Source organism: Streptomyces tagetis (assembly GCF_018069565.1).
Taxonomy (GTDB): domain Bacteria; phylum Actinomycetota; class Actinomycetes; order Streptomycetales; family Streptomycetaceae; genus Streptomyces; species Streptomyces tagetis.
The window spans coordinates 47,236-67,820 of sequence record NZ_JAGPNL010000011.1 but is presented as its reverse complement, the minus strand read 5'-3'; the positions used below and the strand labels follow the sequence as shown (position 1 = coordinate 67,820).

Annotated in this window: 22 protein-coding genes; 10 read left to right on the top strand and 12 right to left on the bottom strand. The window is 73.5% G+C overall.

Translation table 11 applies throughout. The annotated features are described in order from the left end of the window. Position 1: 1 nt before the first annotated feature. Together J5Y05_RS29380 and bioB are read right to left on the bottom strand one after the other, a co-directional pair. On the bottom strand, positions 2 to 1,282 hold the full coding sequence (locus tag J5Y05_RS29380; RefSeq protein ID WP_210876334.1) for an adenosylmethionine--8-amino-7-oxononanoate transaminase: 1,281 nt from the start codon (positions 1,280 to 1,282) through the stop codon (positions 2 to 4). Continuing rightward, entirely contained in the window at positions 1,275 to 2,510 is a 1,236-nt protein-coding gene (bioB, locus tag J5Y05_RS29375) for a biotin synthase BioB (RefSeq protein WP_210876333.1), read from the bottom strand. Before bioB ends, J5Y05_RS29380 begins: the two co-directional genes overlap by 8 nt. 175 nt (positions 2,511 to 2,685) lie before the next feature. Between bioB and J5Y05_RS29370 the strand changes: the two genes are divergently transcribed. Further along, a complete protein-coding gene (locus J5Y05_RS29370; protein ID WP_210876332.1) occupies positions 2,686 to 3,813 on the top strand; it encodes an 8-amino-7-oxononanoate synthase in 1,128 nt (375 codons plus the stop codon). Positions 3,814 to 3,850: 37 nt separating this feature from the next. On the opposite strand, the gene J5Y05_RS29365 is transcribed toward J5Y05_RS29370, so the two are convergent. Next, positions 3,851 to 4,117 carry a DUF397 domain-containing protein gene (locus J5Y05_RS29365; protein ID WP_210876331.1) on the bottom strand — a complete coding sequence of 89 codons (267 nt, stop codon included), beginning with the start codon at positions 4,115 to 4,117 and terminating at the stop codon, positions 3,851 to 3,853. A gap of 9 nt (positions 4,118 to 4,126) precedes the next feature. Further along, a complete protein-coding gene (locus J5Y05_RS29360) occupies positions 4,127 to 4,987 on the bottom strand; it encodes a helix-turn-helix domain-containing protein (protein ID WP_210876330.1) in 861 nt (286 codons plus the stop codon). A 214-nt stretch (positions 4,988 to 5,201) separates the two neighbouring features. Here J5Y05_RS29360 and J5Y05_RS29355 point away from each other — a divergent pair, with 214 nt between their 5' ends. Then, positions 5,202 to 5,711 carry an ATP-binding protein gene (locus J5Y05_RS29355; RefSeq protein ID WP_210876329.1) on the top strand — a complete coding sequence of 170 codons (510 nt, stop codon included), beginning with the start codon at positions 5,202 to 5,204 and terminating at the stop codon, positions 5,709 to 5,711. A 185-nt stretch (positions 5,712 to 5,896) separates the two neighbouring features. Here J5Y05_RS29355 and J5Y05_RS29350 read toward each other — a convergent pair whose 3' ends face one another. From J5Y05_RS29350 to J5Y05_RS29340, 3 genes are all read right to left on the bottom strand, one after another. Then, the gene (locus J5Y05_RS29350; protein WP_210876328.1) at positions 5,897 to 6,370 is read right to left on the bottom strand and encodes a C40 family peptidase; all 474 of its coding nucleotides are present in this window, start codon (positions 6,368 to 6,370) and stop codon (positions 5,897 to 5,899) included. 574 nt (positions 6,371 to 6,944) lie between these two features. Beyond that, positions 6,945 to 7,250 carry a hypothetical protein gene (locus tag J5Y05_RS29345; RefSeq protein WP_210876327.1) on the bottom strand — a complete coding sequence of 102 codons (306 nt, stop codon included), beginning with the start codon at positions 7,248 to 7,250 and terminating at the stop codon, positions 6,945 to 6,947. Between the two features lie 6 nt (positions 7,251 to 7,256). Then, positions 7,257 to 7,892: an ATP-dependent Clp protease proteolytic subunit gene (locus J5Y05_RS29340; protein WP_210876326.1), complete on the bottom strand. Its 636-nt coding sequence runs from the start codon at positions 7,890 to 7,892 to the stop codon at positions 7,257 to 7,259. 157 nt (positions 7,893 to 8,049) lie between these two features. Between J5Y05_RS29340 and J5Y05_RS29335 the strand changes: the two genes are divergently transcribed. The 8 genes from J5Y05_RS29335 to J5Y05_RS29300 all read left to right on the top strand — a co-directional run bounded on the left by J5Y05_RS29335 (position 8,050) and on the right by J5Y05_RS29300 (position 15,200). Next, positions 8,050 to 8,346: a type II toxin-antitoxin system Phd/YefM family antitoxin gene (locus J5Y05_RS29335; protein ID WP_210876325.1), complete on the top strand. Its 297-nt coding sequence runs from the start codon at positions 8,050 to 8,052 to the stop codon at positions 8,344 to 8,346. Between the two features lie 457 nt (positions 8,347 to 8,803). Then, complete coding sequence (locus J5Y05_RS29330; protein ID WP_210876324.1) at positions 8,804 to 9,106, top strand: urease subunit gamma; 303 nt, start codon at positions 8,804 to 8,806, stop codon at positions 9,104 to 9,106. 14 nt (positions 9,107 to 9,120) lie between these two features. Continuing rightward, positions 9,121 to 9,432 carry an urease subunit beta gene (locus J5Y05_RS29325; protein ID WP_210876323.1) on the top strand — a complete coding sequence of 104 codons (312 nt, stop codon included), beginning with the start codon at positions 9,121 to 9,123 and terminating at the stop codon, positions 9,430 to 9,432. Beyond that, positions 9,425 to 11,146 carry an urease subunit alpha gene (locus J5Y05_RS29320; RefSeq protein WP_210876322.1) on the top strand — a complete coding sequence of 574 codons (1,722 nt, stop codon included), beginning with the start codon at positions 9,425 to 9,427 and terminating at the stop codon, positions 11,144 to 11,146. Before J5Y05_RS29325 ends, J5Y05_RS29320 begins: the two co-directional genes overlap by 8 nt. A gap of 8 nt (positions 11,147 to 11,154) precedes the next feature. After that, positions 11,155 to 11,829, top strand: coding sequence for an urease accessory protein UreF (locus tag J5Y05_RS29315; RefSeq protein ID WP_210876321.1), 675 nt, complete (start codon positions 11,155 to 11,157; stop codon positions 11,827 to 11,829). Between the two features lie 152 nt (positions 11,830 to 11,981). Further along, complete coding sequence (gene ureG, locus J5Y05_RS29310) at positions 11,982 to 12,659, top strand: urease accessory protein UreG (protein ID WP_210876320.1); 678 nt, start codon at positions 11,982 to 11,984, stop codon at positions 12,657 to 12,659. Beyond that, the gene (locus J5Y05_RS29305; protein ID WP_210876319.1) at positions 12,647 to 13,417 is read left to right on the top strand and encodes an urease accessory protein UreD; all 771 of its coding nucleotides are present in this window, start codon (positions 12,647 to 12,649) and stop codon (positions 13,415 to 13,417) included. Before ureG ends, J5Y05_RS29305 begins: the two co-directional genes overlap by 13 nt. 172 nt (positions 13,418 to 13,589) lie before the next feature. Continuing rightward, positions 13,590 to 15,200, top strand: coding sequence for an alpha/beta hydrolase (locus J5Y05_RS29300; RefSeq protein WP_210876318.1), 1,611 nt, complete (start codon positions 13,590 to 13,592; stop codon positions 15,198 to 15,200). Positions 15,201 to 15,283: 83 nt separating this feature from the next. On the opposite strand, the gene J5Y05_RS29295 is transcribed toward J5Y05_RS29300, so the two are convergent. The 5 genes from J5Y05_RS29295 to J5Y05_RS29275 all read right to left on the bottom strand — a co-directional run bounded on the left by J5Y05_RS29295 (position 15,284) and on the right by J5Y05_RS29275 (position 20,582). Next, a complete protein-coding gene (locus J5Y05_RS29295) occupies positions 15,284 to 16,006 on the bottom strand; it encodes a lysophospholipid acyltransferase family protein (protein ID WP_210876317.1) in 723 nt (240 codons plus the stop codon). Positions 16,007 to 16,175: 169 nt separating this feature from the next. Further along, positions 16,176 to 17,696, bottom strand: coding sequence for a glycine betaine/L-proline transporter ProP (proP, locus tag J5Y05_RS29290; protein WP_210876316.1), 1,521 nt, complete (start codon positions 17,694 to 17,696; stop codon positions 16,176 to 16,178). A gap of 199 nt (positions 17,697 to 17,895) precedes the next feature. Next, on the bottom strand, positions 17,896 to 19,116 hold the full coding sequence (gene rocD / locus J5Y05_RS29285) for an ornithine--oxo-acid transaminase (RefSeq protein ID WP_210876315.1): 1,221 nt from the start codon (positions 19,114 to 19,116) through the stop codon (positions 17,896 to 17,898). Continuing rightward, complete coding sequence (gene ddaH, locus J5Y05_RS29280; RefSeq protein WP_210876314.1) at positions 19,113 to 19,952, bottom strand: dimethylargininase; 840 nt, start codon at positions 19,950 to 19,952, stop codon at positions 19,113 to 19,115. The genes rocD and ddaH overlap by 4 nt, the downstream gene beginning before the upstream one ends. Before the next feature lie 126 nt (positions 19,953 to 20,078). Next, entirely contained in the window at positions 20,079 to 20,582 is a 504-nt protein-coding gene (locus tag J5Y05_RS29275) for an Lrp/AsnC family transcriptional regulator (RefSeq protein WP_210876313.1), read from the bottom strand. Between the last annotated feature and the right edge of the window lie 3 nt (positions 20,583 to 20,585).

The window sequence follows — 20,585 nt, the reverse complement described above, 5'->3', positions numbered from 1 at the left end:
CTCAGCCCTCCCGTGCCGCCGCGCGGACCGCCCGCGCGATCCGCGCCACGTCCTCGTCGCCGGTGACGTACGGCGGCATCGTGTACACCAGGTCGCGGAACGGCCGCAGCCACACTCCCTCGCGCACCGCCGCCGCGGTGGCCGCCCGCAGGTCCACCTCGTGGTCGAGCTGGACGACGCCGATCGCGCCGAGCACCCGGACGTCGCGCACGCCCGGCAGTTCCGCCGCGGGGGCCAGCCCCTCGCGCAGCCCCGCCTCGATGCGCTCGACCTCGGCCCGCCAGTCCTGGGCCAGCAGCAGTTCGACCGAGGCGCAGGCGACGGCCGCCGCCAGCGGGTTGCCCATGAACGTCGGCCCGTGGGCCAGCACCGGCACCTCGCCCCGCGCGATGCCCGCGGCCACCCCGGCGGTGCACAGCGTCGCCGCCATGGTGAGGTAGCCGCCGGTCAGCGCCTTGCCGACGCACATCACATCCGGCGTCACCCGCGCGTGCCCGGCCGCGAACAGGGCGCCGGTGCGCCCGAAGCCGGTGGCGATCTCGTCGAACACCAGCAGCACGCCGTGCGCGTCGCACGTCTCGCGCAGCACCCGCAGGTACGCGGGGGAGTGGAACCGCATCCCGCCCGCGCCCTGCACCACCGGCTCGACGATCACCGCGGCCAGCTCGTCGGCGTGCCGCTCGATCGCCGACCGCAGGTGCTCCGCGTACGCCTCCTCGTACTCCTCGGGCGGGGCGTCGGCGAACACCTGGCGGGGCAGCACGCCGCCCCACAGTTCGTGCATGCCTCCCTCGGGGTCGCACACCGACATGGGGTGCCACGTGTCGCCGTGGTAGCCGCCGCGCCAGGTCAGCAGCCGGCGCTTGGCCGGCCGGCCCAGCGAACGCCAGTACTGGAGGCACATCTTGACGGCGACCTCGACGGAGACCGACCCGGAGTCGGCGAGGAAGACGTGCTCCAGCCCCTCGGGCGCCACGTCGACCAGGAGCTTCGCCAGCCGTACGGCGGGTTCGTGGGTGAGCCCGCCGAACATCACGTGGCTCATCCGCTCCAACTGCTCGCGCGCGGCCTCGTTGAGCACCGGGTGGTTGTAGCCGTGGATCGCCGACCACCAGGACGCCATCGCGTCGACGAGTTCCGGGGAACCGTCGGCGGGCCGCAGCCGCACCCCGCTCGCCGACTCCACGACGAGCGGGTCCTGCCGGCCGGGCATGGGGCCGTACGGGTGCCAGACGTGCCGCCGGTCGAGGTCGAGCAGCTCGGCGACGGTGAGGTCAGGCATTGGGCGCGAGGTCCGTTCCGGCGCCCCGGCGGCGCACGGCGACCAAGTCCGTACGGGCCTCACCCGCCGCCCGCGCGGGACCGGGCGCGGCCTCGGCGGGAGGGGACTCCGCCTCCGCCGGACCGGAACCGCAGGGTCCGCAGCCCGCCCCGGAGCCGGACCCGGCCCCCGCCGCACCGGAACCGCACCCCGAGTCCGCCCCGGCGGAAGAGCCGCAGCCGCCCGTGCGGTGGGCGGGCAGCGTCGTCTCGCCGGCGCCCTCCACCTCGAAACCGGCGTCCGCGATCATCTCCAGGTCGGCCTTGCCGGCCTGCCCCTCACTGGTCAGGTAGTCGCCGAGGAAGAGGGAGTTGGCCAGGTGCAGGGCGAGCGGCTGGAGGCTGCGCAGATGCACCTCGCGCCCGCCCGCGATGCGCACCTCGACGTCGGGGCAGACGAACCGGGTCATCGCCAGGATGCGCAGGCACCGCTGCGGGGTGAGGTTCCACTCCTTGGCGAGCGGCGTGCCCTCGAACGGGATGAGGAAGTTGACCGGCACCGAGTCCGGGTCCAGCTCGCGCAGCGAGAAGACCACGTCGACGAGGTCCTCGTCGCTCTCGCCCATGCCCGCGATCAGCCCGGAGCAGGCGGAGAGCCCCGCCGCGTGCGCCCTGCGCACCGTGTCCACCCGGTCGGCGTAGGTGTGCGTGGTGGTGATGCCCGCGTAGGTCGCCTCGGAGGTGTTGAGGTTGTGGTTGTAGGCGTCGGCGCCGGCCTCCCGCAGCCGCTCGGCCTGTCCGTCGGAGAGCAGCCCGAGGCAGGCGCACACCTCCACGTCCTCGTGGTGGTCCTTGATGGCCCTGATCGTCTCGGAGACCCGGTCCACGTCCCGGTCGGTCGGACCGCGCCCGCTGGCCACCAGGCACACCCGCTTGGCGCCGCCGGAGACGCCCGTGGTGGCCGCCTCGGCCGCCTGGCCGGGCTTGAGCCAGGTGTACTTGAGGATGCCGGCCTCGGAACCGAGCCGCTGCGAGCAGTACGAGCAGTCCTCGGGGCACAGGCCCGACTTGAGGTTGACGAGGTAGTTGAGTTTCACCCGGCGGCCGAACCAGTGGCGGCGCACCTCGCCGGCCGCGGCCACCACGTGGAGCAGATCGTCGTCGGACGTGGCGAGGACGGCCAGCGCTTCCTCGCGGGTCGGCGTCTCGCGCCGAATTCCCTTGTCCACCAGCGTGTTCAGCAGGTCCATGAGAGCCGATCCTGTCGTACGGGGCGGCCCCGGGCCAAGGAGACTTCACACAACCCTGACCGATCACCCTGTGGGTATCGCCACACCTCGTACCCCTGTCCGGACCGCTAGTCTCTGTTCACTGCCTACAAAAACCGCCTGCTGAGCGCGGTGACGCGAGCCCGGAGGACCACCCATGGCGTTCGGCTGGATCGACGAGCGGCGCCGGGCGCGGCACCGGGCCGGACTGGTGCGCACGCTGCGGCCCCGCGCGCCCGGTTCCCCCCTGCTGGACCTGGCGGGCAACGACTACCTCGGTCTGTCGCACCACCCCGAGGTGGTGGAGGGCGCGGCGCGCGCCGCGCGGGTGTGGGGCGGCGGCGCCACCGGCTCCCGGCTGGTCACCGGCACCACCGAGCTGCACACCGAACTCGAACGCGAACTCGCCGCGTTCTGCGGGTTCGAGGCGGCGCTCGTCTTCTCCTCCGGGTACGCGGCCAACCTCGCCGCGGTCACCGCGCTGGCCCCGCACGGCTCCCTGATCGTCTCCGACGCGGGCAACCACGCCTCGCTGATCGACGGCTGCCGGCTGGCCCGCGGCACGACCCAGGTCGTCGCCCACGCCGACCCGGAGGCGGTCGGCAAGGCGCTGCGGAGCCACGAGGGGCCGGCCGTCGCGGTCTCGGACACGGTCTTCTCGGTCGACGGGGACGCCGCCCCGCTGGCCGCGCTCGCCGCGGTGTGCCGGGAGTACGGCGCCGGGCTGATCGTCGACGACGCCCACGGCTTCGGTGTCCTCGGCGAGGGCGGCCGGGGCGCCCCGCACGCGGCGGGGCTCGCGGGGGCCGGGGACGTGGTGGCGACGCTGACGCTCTCCAAGTCGCTCGGCAGCCAGGGCGGCGCGGTGCTCGGCCCGGCCCGGGTCGTCGACCATCTGGTCGACACGGCGCGGACGTTCATCTTCGACACCGGTCTGGCCCCGGCTTCGGTGGGGGCGGCGTTCGCGGCGCTGCGGTTGCTGCGGGGCGAACCGGAGCGCGCGGCACGGGTACGCGCCGTCGCGGGCGCCCTGCACGCCGGTCTCACGGCCGCGGGTCTGGAAGCGGTGCGTCCGGACGCGGCGGTCGTCTCCGTGCGCGCGCCCTCCCCGGAGCGGGCGGTGCGGTGGGCGGCGGAGTGCCGTGCGGCGGGCCTGGCCGTGGGGTGCTTCCGCCCTCCTTCCGTGCCCGACGGGGTCTCACGGCTCAGGCTGACCGCCCGTGCGGATCTCTCCGGGGAGCAGATCGAGCGTGCGGTGCGGGTGATCGGCGAAACGCGGCCATGAGTCGGCGCGCGGGGCCGTGCCTCGCCCGGCGGGGTGCCTAGGCACCGGCCCCCGGCAGGGTGCGGGCGGCGCCGGCGGTGAACGACGTCCAGCTCTCGGGGGAGAAGAGCAGGGCGGGTCCGGCCGGGGCCTTGGAGTCGCGCACGGCGAGCCGTCCGGCCCACGGGCCGGTCGACGGCCGGGCCGTCTCCACGCAGTTGTTCGCGCCGGTGCTGTAACTGCTGCGCAGCCACGACACGTCGTGCAGTGCGGTGCACTCCGTACTCGCGGTGCTGGTGGGGGTGTACCGAGGAAGTGCGGACATGGTGCCTCCTTACGCGCATGCCGCTGTCGCGGCGATGTAGTCCAACGAGTCCTCGGGCGAAAGGGCATGGGTGACCAGGGCGTCGAAAGCCCCTGAGTACGCCTCTAAGTCTTCTTTCCGGTCCAGATAGACGCTACTCGTCAAGTGGTCAAGAACGACCACGTCGAGATCGGATGTGCCCGAAAATGAAAAGATGACGAAAGGGCCGGTGACACCGATGTGCGCCCCGGCGGAAAACGGGAGCACCTGGAGCCTGACGTGCGGCAGACGCGCCGCCTCCACGAGCCTCGACAACTGGCGGGTCATCACGCCCGGACCGCCCACCTCCCGGCGTAGCACCGCCTCGTCCAGGACCGCGTTCAGGACGAGCGGCGGCTCCGACCGCAGTACGTCCTGCCGGGTGAGGCGCACCTCCACCAGCGTGTCGAGCCGGTCCTCCGGCTCCCCGTCCACCGCCGCGCGCGTCACGGCGCGGGCGTACTCCGGCGTCTGCAGCAGTCCCGGTACGACCGTGGTCTCCAGGGTGCGCATCGCGCTGGCCTGGGACTCCAGGCTGATGAAGTCCCGGTAGGCCGGCGGCAGCACGCCGCGGTAGGCGTGCCACCAGTGGTGCCGGCCCCCGGGGTCCTCGGAGCCGGCCAGCGTGGCCAGCAGCTCCCGCAGCCGCGGGTCGTCCACGCCGTACGCGTCCAGCAGCAACCGGACGTCGGCGGGCTTGGCCCCGCTCGTCCCGGTCTCGATGCGGCTGACCTTCGACTGGTGCCAGCCCACCAGGCCGGCCGCCTCACCGCTGGTGATCCCCGCCGATGTACGCAGGGCACGCAGTTCCGCACCCAGTTTACGGCGTCGCACCACGGGGCCGTGCTGCATGGGCCACTCCCTTACTTCTCAGGGGCCGCCCAAATACGCTCTGCCGTCGCAGAGTTCACCGCTTCGAGCGACAGATATATGCATAACTTGGTGGATCGGTGCCCTTGGCCGGTGCGTTGATGGCACTCTGGCGGCGAAGCACCAGTCCGGGACCGTACTCCAACCGTCCGCTCCGTGTCGGACCGCGGTCCCGTGGGAAAAGGACGGCGTCGCCATGGCAGACCATCTGGAAGCATCCGTCACTCTGCCGAGCGATGCCGCCTCGGTGGCCGCCGCGCGCACCTATGTGATGGGGACGCTCGCCGAGTGGGGCCTGCCGGCGGAGGCGGAGCTGGCCGACACGGTCCGGCTCGTCGTCTCCGAGCTGGCGACCAACGCGGTCCAGCACACGTTCGGGCAGTCGCCGACCTTCACGGTGGACCTCGGGCTCGACCAGGAGGGGTGGCTGCGGGTCGGTGTCACCGACAGCCACCCGCGGCTGCCCAAACGGCTGCCGGCCGCCGTCCAGCAGGACAACGGCCGGGGCCTGGTGATCATCCGCTCGCTCACGGCGGAGTACGGCGGCCGGTTCAGGGTCCGGCCCGCGCGCGAGGGCGGCAAGACCGTCCTCGTAGAACTGCCCTGGACGGCCCCGCTGGGCCCGGTGGAGACCGCCGCGGACGCCACGCCCGTAGGACAGGGCGCCGGCCGGGAGGCTGCGCGGGCCGCCGAGCCGCGGGGCTGAGGGGCGTAGGCGCGGGCAGCCGCGGGGCTGGGCGTACGCGCCGGCCGTCGAGCCCCCGCGCTGCGGACCGTACGCGTGGTGCGCCACCCCGGCGGCGGCGCGCTCGCGCTCCCGCGCGGGCCGCCGCCGAGGCGGTGCCGCGGTGGTGACGGCGGGTCAGGGGACCGCCACCACCGCGTGCCGGATCACTTGACCCGGCCGTACCAGACGCTCTTGGTCCAGATCTTCTGGAGGCGCACCACGTCCCCGGTCTTCGGGGCGTGCCAGATCTTGCCTCCTCCGGCGTAGATGCCGACGTGGTAGACGCTCCGTCCCGAGTGGAAGAAGACCAGGTCACCGGCCTTGCGGCTGCCGGAGGAGATGTGCCGGGTCTTGTTGTACTGCTGGGCGGCGGTACGCGGCAGCTTCTTGCCGGCCTTGTTGAAGGAGTACAGCGTCAGCCCGGAGCAGTCGAACCTGCCGGGACCCGTGGCGCCCCACTGGTAGGGGGAGCCCTTCTTGGAGGCGGCGATCTGCACCGCCTTGGCGGCGTGGGGCGCCGCGGCGGCCTCGGAGGCGGCGCCGGGTACCACGACGGAGCCGCCGACGGCGGCGATGGTCAGGGCCGAGGCCGTACCGGCACGGGCCATGAGCGACGGGACACGATTGAGCGCAGACATGCGCAACCCTTCGTCAGCCGCCTGTGAAGGATGACCTGTCGGATTCGGGCTGGCGAAGTTGCCCGGCCGCACGAGTGCGGCTTCACCCCAAGGGCTGCTCGGCCCGGCCGTGGCGCGACCGTACCGGCGACCCGTCGTGCTCGGGTCCTCCACTCCTGCCGATCCACTTCTGTCGACCGGTCATCCGGGCGGCGGCAGGACTCGGCGTCCGCCCGGATCGCCCCGCCGCGGTGGCGGGGGCTTGTCGTCCGTGACGGATCTTGTCCCATCGGCGGACCGAAATCTCATCGGACAGGTGTGGCTGTGTTGTTACTCACCGCTGGCCTGTTCGGGTGGACGGACCGGTGTACCGGGTGCCGCCGGGCCGGCCCGGGGGGCACGGACCTGGAACGGAACGCGCCTTTCCGTCCCATGGAGCGGTCCGTCGCGCAACCGCAAGGGGACGAAGAGGGGAGGTGATTCTCCACCGAAAGGGGGGAGACCGTTCGGTCCGTTCCACCACCGCGCCGGAGTAGGGCAGGCTCGGCCGGTCCCGGCCCGTGCGACCGACCCCCGGCCGCGTCGCGTGGCCGTGTCAGCCGTCGTCCGGTGGCAGGGCGACCCGTGCCGTGCGGCGTTCGCCGTCCAGTACCCGCAGGGCCCGGACCAGGGTGGCGGTGTGCAGCTCCGTCTCACCGCGCCGGTGCATCAGCGCCAGGGCGTCCCGCAGGCCGGCCGCCTTGCCGGCCAGCGCCTGGGCGGCGCGCAGCGCGCGGTAGGCGTCGCCGTCCCGCGCCGGGTTGACGCGGCCCAGCAGGTCGACGACGTCCAGGTAGCGGTCGATCACCTCGGCCTCGGCGCGCGTCAGCGCGGGCAGCGGCGGTGGTTCCGGGAACGGCATCCGCGCTCACCTCGCACCGGGGGCGCGGCGGAAGGTGGCGCGGGCGGGCGTGATCCGGTCCACCACCCCGTACTCCACGGCCTGGTGGGCGTCGAGGACGGTGGCGTGGTCGAGGTCCGCGCTCACCCGGTCCGGCGTGCGGCCGGTGTGCCGGACGAGGATCTCCTCCACGAGCGCGCGGAGCCTGCCGAACTCCCCGGCGTGCACGGCCAGGTCGCTCGCCGTGCCCCGGATGGGCTCCTCGGCCGCGGGCTGGCGGAGCAGTACCCGCGCCCCCGGCAGGACGGCCCGCTTGCCCGGGGTGCCGGCCGCGAGCAGCGGGGCGGCGGCCGGGCCGGCCTGGCCCAGGCAGACGGTCTCGATGTCGCAGCTCACGAAGCGGAGCGTGTCGTAGATGGCCGTCATGGCGGTGAAGGAGCCGCCGGGGGAGTTGACGTACAGCGCGATGTCCCGGTCGGGGGCGCGGTGCTCCAGCAGGAGGAGCTGGGCGATCACGTCCTGCGCCGAGGTCTCGTCGATCGGTGTCCCGAGCATGATCACCCGCTCGTCCAGGAGCTTCGCGTACGGGTCCGTCACCCGTTCTCCGAGGCTCGTGCGCTCGTGGAACTCCGGCAGGACGGTGCGGGCGGACGCTCGGGACATGGGAGAACCCCTCCTCGTGGCGGAACCGGGCGGCGCCCGGCGGAACCGGCTGCGACGCTGAGACCGTAAAAAATGTACAGGACGTACATTGTCGAGCGAGGGGGTTCGCCGTTCGCCCGCAGCGGAAGGGTGGGCGGGCGAACCGTAAGCTGGAGGCATGGCCTACGAGATTCCGGTGACGCGAGCCAGGGCCGAGCTGGCCGACCTGATCAACCGCGTGGTGTACGGCGGCGAGCGCGTCGTCGTGACGCGGCACGGCAAGCCCCTCGTCGCCCTGGTCTCCGCCGCCGATCTCGCACGGCTGGAGGAGCGGCAGGAGGAGCCGCGGGAGGAGCGGGAGGCGCCGGAGATCGTGAGTTCGGTCTCCACCGTGCGCGAACTCCCGGCCTCGGCGCCACGGGAACGGCGGCGCTTCGGCATCGCGGCGGAACACCGGGGGCCGACCCCGTCCTGACACCGGCCGCGGGCGTAGACGCCCGTCGCCCGCGTCGACTTCCGACTTCCGATTTCCGGCCGCGACGTCCGGCTGACGCCCGCCGGCCGGCGCGGCATGCCGACGCGCGCCGCGCCGCGGCCTCTTGGTCGGCCGTCGCCGCAAGCCGCCCCGAACGCGGACCCGTTGTCGCCCTCGCCTGGGCAGGCGCCCGCGGCGAGGCCCGAAAGGCATGTGTGAGGCGCGCGAAGGCCACGAGCCCATGCCGAAATGGGCCGACATCACCGTCATCGGAAGCTCGCCACGAAAGTGACTCGGCGGAAAGATTCTAGTCCGATCGACCACTGTGAATCCAACCGCGCTTTTTGAGCACGGGTGTGGCATTGAGGGTCATATTTGTGTGTTACATCTAGAGCCGTCGCGATGAACGCGGCAGCCGGGCCGGTCGGTCCGGCGTGATTTTTCTGTGAGGTGGTACGTGCAACTGACCCCGCACGAGCAGGAAAGACTTCTGATCCACGTGGCCGCGGACGTGGCCGCCAAACGCCGGGCGCGAGGCGTGCGGCTCAACCATCCCGAGGTGGTCGCCCTGATCACCTCGCACATCCTCGAAGGGGCCCGGGACGGCCGCACGGTCGGTGAACTCATGGCGTCCGGCCGCGAGGTGGTCGCCCGCCACGAGGTCATGGAGGGCATACCCGAGATGCTCCACGACGTGCAGGTGGAGGCCACCTTCCCGGACGGCACCAAGCTGGTCACCGTGCACGAGCCGATCGTGTGACGGGGAGGGCAGCGATGATTCCCGGAGAGATCCTCTTCGCCGACGGTCCGGTCGCCGTCAACGAGGGGCGCGAGACCACCCGCCTGACCGTGCTCAACACCGCCGACCGGCCCGTCCAGGTCGGCTCCCACTACCACTTCGCCGAGGTCAACCCCGCTCTCGACCTCGACCGCGGCCTCGCCCGCGGCAAGCGGCTCGACATCGCCGCGGGCACCGCCGTCCGGTTCGAGCCCGGCATCCCGGTCGACGTGGAACTGGTGCCGCTCGCCGGTGCCCGCGTCGTGGCGGGACTGCGCGGCGCGATCGGAGGTGCCCTCGATGGCTGAACTGTCCCGGGCGGCCTACGCCGACCTCTTCGGACCGACCACCGGCGACCGCGTCCGCCTCGCCGACACCGACCTCCTCGTCGAGATCGAGGAGGACCGCAGCGGCGGCCCCGGCCGCTCCGGCGACGAGGCCGTCTTCGGCGGCGGCAAGGTGCTGCGCGAGTCCATGGGTCAGTCCCGCGCCACGCGCGCCGACGGCGCCCCCGACACCGTGATCACCGGTGTCGTGATCCTCGACCACTGGGGCGTCGTCAAGGCGGACGTCGGCATCCGCGACGGCCGCGTCACCGGCATCGGCAAGGCCGGCAACCCGGAGACGATGGACGGCGTCCACCCCGACCTCGTCATCGGCCCCGAGACGGAGATCATCGCCGGCAACGGCAAGATCGTCACCGCCGGCGGCATCGACACGCACGTGCACTTCATCGCGCCGACCGTCGTCGACGCGGCCCTCGCCTCCGGCATCACCACCCTCATCGGCGGCGGCACCGGCCCCGCCGAGGGCAGCAAGGCGACCACCGTCACGCCCGGGGCGTGGCACCTGGCCCGGATGTTCGCGGCCCTGGAGACGAGCGCCGTCAACATCGGCTTCATGGGCAAGGGCAGCACCATGTCCAAGCGGTCGATGCGCGACCAACTGCGCGCCGGTGTCCTCGGGTTCAAGGTGCACGAGGACTGGGGCGCCACCCCCGCCGTCATCTCCGCCTGCCTGGACGTGTGCGACGAGTCCGGCGCCCAGCTCGCCCTCCACGCCGACACCCTCAACGAGGCCGGGTTCGTCGGCGACACCTTCGACGCGGTCGGCGGACGCACCCTGCACGCCTTCCACGTGGAGGGCGCCGGCGGCGGCCACGCGCCTGACATGATCACGGCGGTCTCGCTGCCGAACATGCTGCCCGCGTCGACCAACCCGACCCGGCCGCACACCGTCAACACGGTCGAGGAGCACCTCGACATGCTGATGGTCTGCCACCACCTGAACCCGGCCGTCCCCGAGGACCTGGCCTTCGCCGAGTCCCGCATCCGGCCCAGCACCATCGCGGCCGAGGACATCCTCCACGACATCGGGGCCATCTCCATCATGTCCTCGGACGCCCAGGCCATGGGCCGCATCGGCGAGGTGATCCTGCGGACCTGGCAGACCGCGCACGTGATGAAGCGGCGCCGCGGCCACCTCCCCGGCGACACCCGCGCCGACAACCACCGCGCCCGCCGCTACGTCGCCAAGTACACGATCAACCCGGCCGTCGCGCAGGGCATCGACCACGAGGTCGGCTCGGTGGAGACCGGCAAGCTCGCCGACCTCGTCCTGTGGGACCCGCGGTTCTTCGGCGTGAGGCCTCAGGTCGTGATCAAGGGCGGGCAGATCGCCTACGCGCAGGTGGGGGACCCGAACGCCTCCATCCCCACCCCGCAGCCGATCCTGCCGAGGCCCATGTACGCCACCCTCGGCCGGGCCCCCGCCGGCAACTCGGTCAACTTCGTGACCGAGGCGGCACTTGAGGACGGGCTGCCCGAACGGCTCGGCCTGGGAAAGGCGTTCGCGCCGATCCGCTCCACCCGCGGGCGCACCAAGGCCGACATGCGGGAGAACGACGCCCTGCCCCGGGTCGAGGTCGCCGCCGACTCCTTCGCGGTGACCATCGACGGGGAACTCGTCGAACCCGCCCCGGCCGCCGAACTACCGCTGGCCCAGCGGTACTTCCTGTTCTGAGCGCCGGCATGAACCGTGCCGCGCTCCTCGTCCTCGCGGACGGCCGCTTCCCCGCCGGCGGGTACGCCCACTCCGGCGGGGCGGAGGCCGCCGTCAAGGCGGGACGCCTCACCGACACCGCGAGCCTGGAGGAGTTCTGCCGGGGGCGGCTGCACACGAGCGGGGCCGTCGCGGCCTCGCTGGCCGCAGCCGCCGCGCTCGGCCTCGACCCCGGCGCGCTGGACCGGGCCGCCGACGCCCGCACGCCCTCGCCCGCCCTGCGCGCGGTGGCCCGCAGGCTCGGCCGGCAGCTCGTCCGGGCCGCCCGCGCCGCCTGGCCGCACCAGCGACTGGACGCCCTGGTACGGGACTTCCCCAAGGGCGCCCACCAGCCCGTGGTCCTCGGCGTCGCCGCCCACGCGGCCGGCCTCGGCCCCGAGGACGCGGCGTACTGCTCCGCCCACGAAGGCGTGAGCGGACCGGCGACGGCCGTGGTACGGCTGCTCGGACTCGACCCCTTCGAGGCCACCGCCGTCCTCGCCCGGCTCGCGCCCGACGTGGACCGCGTCGCCCGCGACGCCGTCGCCGCGGCCCACCGCGCCGCGCGGGAGGGCATCGACACCCTGCCCGCGCGCTCGGCGCCGCTCCTGGAGATCGGCGCCGAGGCCCACGCGGCCTGGCCCGTACGGCTGTTCGCGTCCTAGACCGGACCGCCGACGGCCCGCACCCACCCCGGGGCCCGGGATCTCTCCCGGGCCCCCACACCCCGGGCCCGCCCCCGCCCGCCGAAGGGCGGCACACGACGTGCCGCACCCCCGGCCCGCGGGGCCCGCCCCACGACAACCGGAGTCGCACCATGCACCTCGGCCACCACCACGACGGCCCCGCCGCCGTCTCCGCCGACGCCCACCGGCCCGACGGCACCCGCCGCGCCCTGCGCATCGGACTCGGCGGACCCGTCGGCACCGGCAAGACGGCCACCGTCGCCGCGCTCTGCCGCGCCCTGCGCCAGGAACTCTCCCTGGCCGTCGTCACCAACGACATCTACACCCGCGAGGACGCCCGGTTCCTGCTCCGCGAGGCGGTGCTGCCGCCCGAGCGGATCACCGCCGTGGAGACCGGTGCCTGCCCGCACACCGCCATCCGCGACGACATCTCCGCCAACCTGGAGGCCGTCGAGGACCTGGAGGACACGGTCGGGCCGCTCGACCTCGTCCTCGTCGAGTCCGGCGGCGACAACCTGACCGCCACCTTCTCCAGGGGCCTCGTCGACGCGCAGGTCTTCGTGATCGACGTGGCCGGCGGCGACGACATCCCCCGCAAGGGCGGCCCCGGCGTCACCACCGCCGACCTGCTCGTCGTCAACAAGACCGACCTCGCCCCCCACGTCGGCTCCGACCTGGAGCGGATGGCCGCCGACGCGCGGGCACAACGCGGCGACCTGCCCGTCGTCTTCCAGTCGCTGCGCGGCGAGGCCGGGGTCCGGGACGTGGCCGACTGGGTCCGCGCCCGGCTGGCCGCGTGGACGGCGTGACCCCGCCGGGCGGCGTACGGGCGAGGGCCGAGATCCTCGCCCGCGGCGACGGACACGGACGTACGGCGCTGCCGCTGCTCGCGGGGGAGGGGCCCCTCGCGGTGCGGCGGACCCGGGGCACCGGCACCGGGGCCCGGGTCCTGCTGGTCGGCGCCATGAGCGGCCCCCTCGGCGGCGACCACTTCACGGTGACCGCCCGCGCGGCGGCCGGCGCCCGGCTGAGCGTCGGCTCGGCCGCCGCCACCCTCGCCCTGCCGGGGCAGGACCGGGCCGGCGCCCGCCACGAGGTCCGGCTCGCCGTCGACGACGACGCCGAACTCCGCTGGCTGCCCGAGCAGTTGATCTCCGCCCACGGCAGCGACCTGGAGGTCGTCACCCGCGTCGACCTCGCGCCCACCGCCCGGCTGGTGCTGCGCGAGGAACAGGTACTGGGCCGGGCCGGTGAGGAACCGGGACGCCTCTCCAGCCGTCTCACCCTGCGGATCGGCGGACACTGCCTCCTCGACCAGGAACTGGCCTGCGGGCCGGGCGCCCCGGCGGGCTGGGACGGCCCGGCCGGACTCGGCGGCCACCGCGCCGTCGGACAACTCCTGGTCGCCCGGCCGGAGTTCGCAACGGAGCCACCGGTGACCCGGATGCTCGCGGAGGGCGCCGCCCTGCTGCCGCTGCCCGGACCCGCGGTGCTGGTGAGCGCCGTGGCCCCGGACGGGCTGCGACTGCGCCGTCTGCTGGACGCGGCCCTCGCGGCCCTGGGCTGAGGCCCACTGGACGCGGCCCTCGCGGCCCTGGGCTGAGGCCCACTCGCCGAACACGCCTCTCCGTTTATCGGATTGGCAAAGAAGTCGGGCCGCCCCTGTTCCCCGGGAACGCCCAGCCGCCAGGATCGGTCCCCGTACTTGTCATGTCAGCAACGTGCACGGGGAGAGTCACTTGAGGAAGACAAGGCTGCACCGGGGGACCGGCCGGGCCGGCGCCGTCGGAGCGCTCGTCGCCGCCACCCTGATAGCCGGGAGCGTCGTCGCGCCCGCCGCCGGCGCCGCCCCGGCCGCCACCGCGCAGGGACAGGGCCGGGACCGGGAGGCGCGCGGCGTCGAGATCGCCGCCGCCCGCGCCGCCAAGGCCGGCATCGACTGGCGGGACTGCCCCGCCGACTGGAACCTCCCCCGGCCGATCCAGTGCGGCTGGGTCACCGTCCCCGTCGACTACGCCCGGCCCGACGGCCGCCAGATCGACCTGGCCGTCGACCGGATCGCCGCCACCGGCACCAAGGCCGAGCGCCAGGGCGCGCTGGTCTACAACCCGGGCGGACCGGGCGGCTCCGGCCTCCGCTTCCCGACCCGGGTCACCGGCAAGAACGCGGTGTGGGCCAAGGCCGCCACCGCCTACGACTTCGTCGGCTTCGACCCGCGCGGCGTCGGCAAGTCGGCGCCCCTCTCCTGCGTCGACCCGCAGGAGTTCGCCCAGGCGCCCAAGCCCGACCCGGTGCCCGCCTCGGAGGCCGACAAGCGCGCCCAGCGCCAACGGGCCCGCGCCTACGCCGAGGGCTGCCGGCAGCGCGGCGGCGACCTGCTGCCGTACCTGACCACCCCGAACAGCGCCCGCGACCTGGACGTCATCCGCGCCGCCCTCGGGGAGCGGAGGCTCAACTTCCTCGGCGTCTCCTACGGCACCTACCTCGGCGCCGTCTACGGCACCCTCTTCCCCGGCCACGTACGCCGCATGGTCGTCGACAGCGTCGTCAACCCCTCCCGGGAGAAGATCTGGTACCAGGCCAACCTGGACCAGAACGTCGCCTTCGAGACCCGCTGGAAGGACTGGCAGGACTGGGTCGCCGCCCACGACGCCGCCTTCCACCTCGGCACCACCCGCGCCGAGGTCCAGCAGCACTGGCTCACCCTGCGCGCCACCGCCGCGAAGAAGCCCCTCGGCGGGGTCGTCGGCCCCTCCGAGCTGATCGACTTCTTCCAGAGCGCCCCGTACTACGACTCCGCGTGGGTGCCCGTCGCCACCGTCTTCTCCCGGTACGTCGCCGGGGACACCCAGGCGCTGATCGACGCCGCCGCCCCCGACCCCACCGACACCGCGGGCAACGCCGCCGCCGAGAACGGCAACGCCGTCTACACGGCCGTGGAGTGCACCGACGCCAAGTGGCCCACCGACTGGCGCACCTGGGACCGGGACACCACCCGGCTCCACCGCGACCACCCGTTCATGACCTGGGCCAACACCTGGATGAACCTGCCCTGCGCCACCTGGCCGGCCAAGCAGCGGACCCCGCTCGACGTGAGGACCGGCAAGGGGCTGCCGCCGGTCCTCATCGTCCAGGCCGAGCGGGACGCGGCCACCCCGTACGCGGGTGCCCTCGCCCTGCACCAGCGGTTCAAGGGCTCGCGCCTGATCACCGAGCGGAACGCCGGTTCCCACGGCGTCACCGGCCTGGTCAACCCCTGCGTCAACGACCGGGTCGACACCTACCTGCTCACCGGCGAGGTCGACGCCCGCGACGTGACCTGCGCCCCGCACGCCACGCCCAGGCCGTGACCCGAGTGGGTACGGGAGTCCGGTGACCGGGCAAGCGGAGGGGGCGGCCGGTCGCGTACCGGCCGCCCCCTCCCGCGTCCGTCTCAGGACCGCCGGCGCGGCACCCCCGGCAGCCGGGGCCCCTTCGCCGCGGCCTCCTCCGCCTTCACCTCGGCCGCGTACCGGTCCACGTACTCCTGGCCGGAGAGCGACATGACGGCGTACATGATCTCGTCGGTGACCGCGCGCAGCACCGCCTTCTCGCGCTCCATCCCGGCGTAGCGGGAGAAGTCCAGCGGCCGGCCGAAGCGGATGACCACGGGGTGCACCCGGGGCAGCACCCTGCCGGGCGGCTGCGCCTCGAAGGTACCGATCATGGCGCAGGGCACGACCGGGACGCCCGCCCGCAGCGCCATCACCGCGACGCCGACCTTGCCCTTGTAGAGCCGGCCGTCGTGCGAGCGGGTCCCCTCGGGGTAGATGCCGAGCAGCTCGCCCCGGTCCAGCACGCCCAGCCCCTCGCGGATCGCGGCCTGGCCCGCGTCCTTGCCCGAGCGGTCCACCGGGATCTGCCCGGCGCTGCGGAAGAAGAACGCGGTGAGCCGCCCCTTGACCCCGGGCCCGGTGAAGTACTCGGCCTTGGCCAGGAAGGTGATCCGGCGCCGGAGCACCGAGGGCATCAGGAAGTGGTCGGCGAAGGAGAGGTGGTTGCCGGCGACGATGGCCGCGCCCGACGCCGGCACGTGTGCGAGCCCCTCGATCCGGGGCCGGAAGACCAGCCTCAGCAGCGGCCCCAGGAGCACGTACTTGAGCAGGTGGTAGAACACGACTCGCCCCTCACTGCGCCGGCCCGGGAAGGCGGCAGCCCTTTCCGGGGTCACCCTACGCGCATCCGGGCGGCTGATGCGTACGCGCCAGAGGGGACCGGCGGCGGCCGGGGCCCTTCCGCCACGATGCGCCGGAAAGGCCCCGTAAGGGCAGGTCACGCCCGGGTCCCTAGAACTTCGGCGTGGGTGCCCGGGACTCGGCCAGCTCCGCCGCTTCCTCCTCCGTCTGGACCGAGGGCGGGGAGCCCTCCAGGGGGCGGCGCGCGGTCTCCTTCATGCAGGCCACCGCCACCACGCCGACCAGCGCCGCCGCCATGGCGTAGTAGGCCGGCATCATCGCGGAGCCCGTCGCGCTGATCAGCGCCGTGATGACCAGCGGGGTGGTGCCGCCGAAGAGCGAGGCCGACACGTTGTAGCCCACCGACAGGGAGCCGTAGCGCACGGAGGTCGGGAACATCGCGGGCAGCGCCGCCGACATCGTGCCCAGCAGGCAGACCAGGCAGAGGCCGAGGATCAGCATGCCGGCCGTGATGGCGAGGAGGCTGCCCCGGCGCACCAGCAGGAACGCGGGGGCGGCGAAGACGAGGAAGCCCAGCATCCCGGTCATCAGCACCGGCTTGCGCCCGAAGCGGTCGGAGAGCCGGCCCACCTGGTTGATGACCAGCATCAGCACGACCATCGTGGCGACCAGGACCAGCAGGCCGTGCGTCTCGGTGTAGTGCAGCTCGTCCGAGAGGTACGTCGGCATGTACGACAGCAGCATGTAGTCGGTGATGTTGTACGCGCCGACCAGCGCGACGCAGAGCAGCAGCGCCCGCCAGTGGGTGCGGAAGATGGCGGCGAGGTCGCCCCGGGCCGTGGTCTCCACCGCGTCGGCGGCCTCGGAGACGTGCACGTCGGCGTCGTCCAGCCTGAGGAACGCGGGGGTCTCGTCCAGCCGCAGCCGCAGGTGGATGCCGACGACGCCGAGCGGGGCCGCGAGCAGGAAGGGCACGCGCCAGCCCCAGGAGTCCATGCCGTCGGTGCCGAGCCAGGCGGTGAGGGCGGTCACCAGACCGGCCGCGCCGGTGTACCCGGCCAGCGTGCCCAGCTCCAGGAAGCTGCCGAAGTACCCCCGCCGCTTGTCCGGCGCGTACTCCGCGATGAAGGTGGACGCGCCGCCGTACTCGCCGCCCGTGGAGAAGCCCTGGAGCAGGCGGAAGAGGATCAGCAGCACCGGCGCCCAGAAGCCGATCGTGGCGTAGCCGGGGACGAGCCCGATGGCGGCCGTGCCGATCGCCATGAGGATCATCGTCAGCGCCAGCACCTTCTTGCGGCCGATCCTGTCGCCCATCGGCCCGAACACCATGCCGCCCAGCGGGCGCACCAGGAAGGCGACGGCGAAGGTGGCGAAGGACGACAGGAGCTGCACGGTCGGGTTGCCGGACGGGAAGAACACGCGGCCGATGGTGGCGGCCAGGTAGCTGTAGATGCCGAAGTCGAACCACTCCATGGCGTTGCCGAGCGAGGCGGCCCTCACCGCCCGCCGGACCGCGTTCTCGTCCGTCACCGTAATGTCCGACCTGCGCAGACGCGGATTCTGCCGCCGCCGGACGGCCCGGAAGAGGGCCGGGTGGCGGCGGAGCGCGGCGGAGTCGGGAACGGGATCGTTCTCGGGGGAGGACGTGGCGTACTTCCTTTCCGGGGGCATACCGCTCCGAAGCGACTCTTGTGGAGCTTCTGCGCGTACCTGCGGTTCTCAGGTCGTATGGTTCCCGGAACGCGCCGCGTATCGACGTGGCGTCAGTCGTGTGGATCAGTGCCCGCCGGCCACGCGCCCGTCAGGACGGCGCCGGCCGCCCGCGCTGCCTTCGCGCGAGCGGCCGGGGAGAGCGGGGCCGTGCGGCCCCTCAGGCGGTCAGGACCTTCTCCAGCGTGCCCAGTGCCTCCTCCAGCTCACCTCGGGTGATGGTGAGCGGCGGGGCCAGCCGGATGGTGGAGCCGTGGGTGTCCTTGACGAGGACGCCCTCGCGCATCAGCCGCTCGCTGATCTCGCGGCCGGTGCCGAGCGCCGGGTCGACGTCCACCCCGGCCCAGAGCCCGCGGGCCCGGAAGCCCACCACGCCGCGGCCGGTCAGCGCCTGGAGCCCGTCCCGCAGCACCGGGGCCAGCTCGGCCGCCCGGCGCTGGTACTCGCCGGTCTCCAGCAGCTCCACCACCGCCGTGCCGACCGCCGCGGCCAGCGGATTGCCGCCGAAGGTCGAGCCGTGCTCGCCCGGGTGCAGCACGCCCAGCACCTCGCGGCGGCCCACCACCGCGGAGACCGGCACGATGCCGCCGCCCAGCGCCTTGCCGAGCAGCACCACGTCCGGCCGCACCCGCTCGTGCTCGACCGCCAGGGTGTGCCCGGTGCGCCCCAGCCCGGACTGGATCTCGTCCGCGACGAACAGGCAGTTCGCGCGGCGGGTCAGCTCCCGCACGCCCGTCAGATAGCCGTCGTCCGGCACGATCACCCCGGCCTCGCCCTGCACCGGCTCGATCAGCACGGCGGCCGTCGTCTCGTCCACGGCCGCCTCCAGCGCGGCCAGGTCGTTGTACGGCACGACGCGGAAGCCGGGCGTGAAGGGGCCGAAACCGGCGCGGGCCGACTCGTCCGTGGAGAAGCTGACGATGGTCGTCGTCCGGCCGTGGAAGTTGTCCGCGGCCACCACGATCGTCGCCCGGCCGTCGGGGACGCCCTTGACGTCGTAGGCCCATTTGCGGGCCACCTTGATGCCGCTCTCCACCGCCTCGGCGCCGGTGTTCATCGGCAGCACCATGTCCGTGCCGGTCAGCGCGGCGAGCCGCTCGGCGAACCCGGCCAGCCGGTCGTTGTGGAAGGCCCGCGAGGTCAGCGTCAGCCGGTCGAGCTGGCGGTGGGCCGCCTCCACCAGCGCCGGATGGCGGTGGCCGAAGTTCAGCGCCGAGTAGCCGGCCAGCAGGTCGAGGTAGCGGCGGCCCTCCACGTCCTCCACCCAGCAGCCCTCGGCGCGGGCGACGACCACGGGCAGCGGGTGGTAGTTGTGGGCGAGGACGGGCTCCTCCGCGCGGATCAGCTCCTCGGAGCCGCGGGGTCGGGCCGGTGCGGTCATGAGCGGATCTCCCGGATCTCCTGGGTGCAGCACTTGATGCCGCCGCCCGCCTTGTGGAACTCGGACAGGTCGACGGGGACGGGGACGTAGCCGAGGCCGGCCAGCCGGTCCGCCAGCCCGGTCGCCTCCGGCGCGATGAAGACGTGCTTCCCGTCGGACACCGAGTTGAGCCCGAAGGCCATGGCGTCCTCACGGGTCGCCCGCACCGCCCGAGGATAGAGCCGGGCGAGCACCTCGCGGCTGCCCGGGGAGAACGCCTCCGGGTAGTACGCGATGTTCCCGTCGCCGCCCTGTGCCCCGTCGTCGAGGACGAACAGCGCCGTGTCCAGATGGTAGAAGTACGGGTCCACCAGGGTCAGCGAGACCACCGGCATCCCGAAGTGCTCCTGCGCCTCCCGATGGGCCTCCCGGGTGGTGCGGAAACCGGTCCCGGCGAGAATCCAGCGGCCCGCCGGCACGAGGTCGCCCTCGCCCTCGCAGACCGACTCGGGATGGTGCACCTCGAAGCCCGCCCCCTTGAACCAGGTCTCGTACGGGAGGGACTCGGGGCGGCGCTCGGGCGCGTGGAAGAGGGAGCCGAAGACCCGGCCCTCCACCACCAGCGCCGAGTTGGCGGCGAAGACCATGTCCGGCAGACCGGGCACGGGCGCCACCGTCTCGACGGTGTGGCCGTGGGACTCGTAGCTCTCCACCAGCGCCCGCCACTGGGCCTGCGCGAGGCCGGTGTCGACGGGGGCGTCGGGACGCATCCACGGATTGATCGCGTACTGCACGTCGAAGTGTCGGGGTTCGCAGACGAGGTAGCGCCGGCGACGCGGCACACGGGGGTCGGGCACGAAGGGGTTCCTCCGCTTCCTGACGGGGCGTGACTGAGGGATGACACCACGGTAAGAAGTGATCGAGACGGACGACAAGCGACAAAGGCTGCGTGTGGACGCAGGATCGCTGCGTCCTTCGGGCCCTCAGCGCATGTTCGCTGCGCGGTCCGGGGCGGGCTGGGTCGCCCCGGCCTCCGGACTGTCCGCGATCAGGTGGGACAGCACCATCACGCTGATCGTCTTGCGGATGAACGGCTCGGCACGAATGCGTTCCAGCACCTCCTCGAAGTGCTCCACGTCCCGCGCCCGCACGTGCAGCAGCGCGTCCGCGCCCCCCGTCACCGTCATCGCCGCCGTGATCTCCGGATGGTTGCGGACCACCTCCGCCAGCCGCCGCGGCGGCGCCGCCCCCACGCAGTACACCTCGACGTACGCCTCGGTCCGCCAGCCCAGCGCCGAGGGCCGCACCGTCGCCGTGAACCCGGTGATCACCCCGGTCTCCCGCAGCTTGTCCACCCGGCGCTTGACCGCCGTCGCCGACAGCCCGATCTCCGTGCCGATCTCGGCGAAGGACGTCCGGGCGTTCGCCATCAACGCGGTGACGATCTTCCGGTCGAGGTCGTCGAACGGCGTGGTCCTGCTGCTCATGCC

What these genes read in the sequence shown, in the direction of transcription:
- J5Y05_RS29380 (WP_210876334.1), bottom strand. Translation starts at nt 1,282, where the DNA reads ATGCCTGACCTCACCGTCGCCGAGCTGCTCGACCTCGACCGGCGGCAC.
- bioB (WP_210876333.1), bottom strand. Translation starts at nt 2,510, where the DNA reads ATGGACCTGCTGAACACGCTGGTGGACAAGGGAATTCGGCGCGAGACG.
- J5Y05_RS29370 (WP_210876332.1), top strand. Translation starts at nt 2,686, where the DNA reads ATGGCGTTCGGCTGGATCGACGAGCGGCGCCGGGCGCGGCACCGGGCC.
- J5Y05_RS29365 (WP_210876331.1), bottom strand. Translation starts at nt 4,117, where the DNA reads ATGTCCGCACTTCCTCGGTACACCCCCACCAGCACCGCGAGTACGGAG.
- J5Y05_RS29360 (WP_210876330.1), bottom strand. Translation starts at nt 4,987, where the DNA reads ATGCAGCACGGCCCCGTGGTGCGACGCCGTAAACTGGGTGCGGAACTG.
- J5Y05_RS29355 (WP_210876329.1), top strand. Translation starts at nt 5,202, where the DNA reads ATGGCAGACCATCTGGAAGCATCCGTCACTCTGCCGAGCGATGCCGCC.
- J5Y05_RS29350 (WP_210876328.1), bottom strand. Translation starts at nt 6,370, where the DNA reads ATGTCTGCGCTCAATCGTGTCCCGTCGCTCATGGCCCGTGCCGGTACG.
- J5Y05_RS29345 (WP_210876327.1), bottom strand. Translation starts at nt 7,250, where the DNA reads ATGCCGTTCCCGGAACCACCGCCGCTGCCCGCGCTGACGCGCGCCGAG.
- J5Y05_RS29340 (WP_210876326.1), bottom strand. Translation starts at nt 7,892, where the DNA reads ATGTCCCGAGCGTCCGCCCGCACCGTCCTGCCGGAGTTCCACGAGCGC.
- J5Y05_RS29335 (WP_210876325.1), top strand. Translation starts at nt 8,050, where the DNA reads ATGGCCTACGAGATTCCGGTGACGCGAGCCAGGGCCGAGCTGGCCGAC.
- J5Y05_RS29325 (WP_210876323.1), top strand. Translation starts at nt 9,121, where the DNA reads ATGATTCCCGGAGAGATCCTCTTCGCCGACGGTCCGGTCGCCGTCAAC.
- J5Y05_RS29320 (WP_210876322.1), top strand. Translation starts at nt 9,425, where the DNA reads ATGGCTGAACTGTCCCGGGCGGCCTACGCCGACCTCTTCGGACCGACC.
- J5Y05_RS29315 (WP_210876321.1), top strand. Translation starts at nt 11,155, where the DNA reads ATGAACCGTGCCGCGCTCCTCGTCCTCGCGGACGGCCGCTTCCCCGCC.
- ureG (WP_210876320.1), top strand. Translation starts at nt 11,982, where the DNA reads ATGCACCTCGGCCACCACCACGACGGCCCCGCCGCCGTCTCCGCCGAC.
- proP (WP_210876316.1), bottom strand. Translation starts at nt 17,696, where the DNA reads ATGCCCCCGGAAAGGAAGTACGCCACGTCCTCCCCCGAGAACGATCCC.
- rocD (WP_210876315.1), bottom strand. Translation starts at nt 19,116, where the DNA reads ATGACCGCACCGGCCCGACCCCGCGGCTCCGAGGAGCTGATCCGCGCG.
- J5Y05_RS29275 (WP_210876313.1), bottom strand. Translation starts at nt 20,582, where the DNA reads ATGAGCAGCAGGACCACGCCGTTCGACGACCTCGACCGGAAGATCGTC.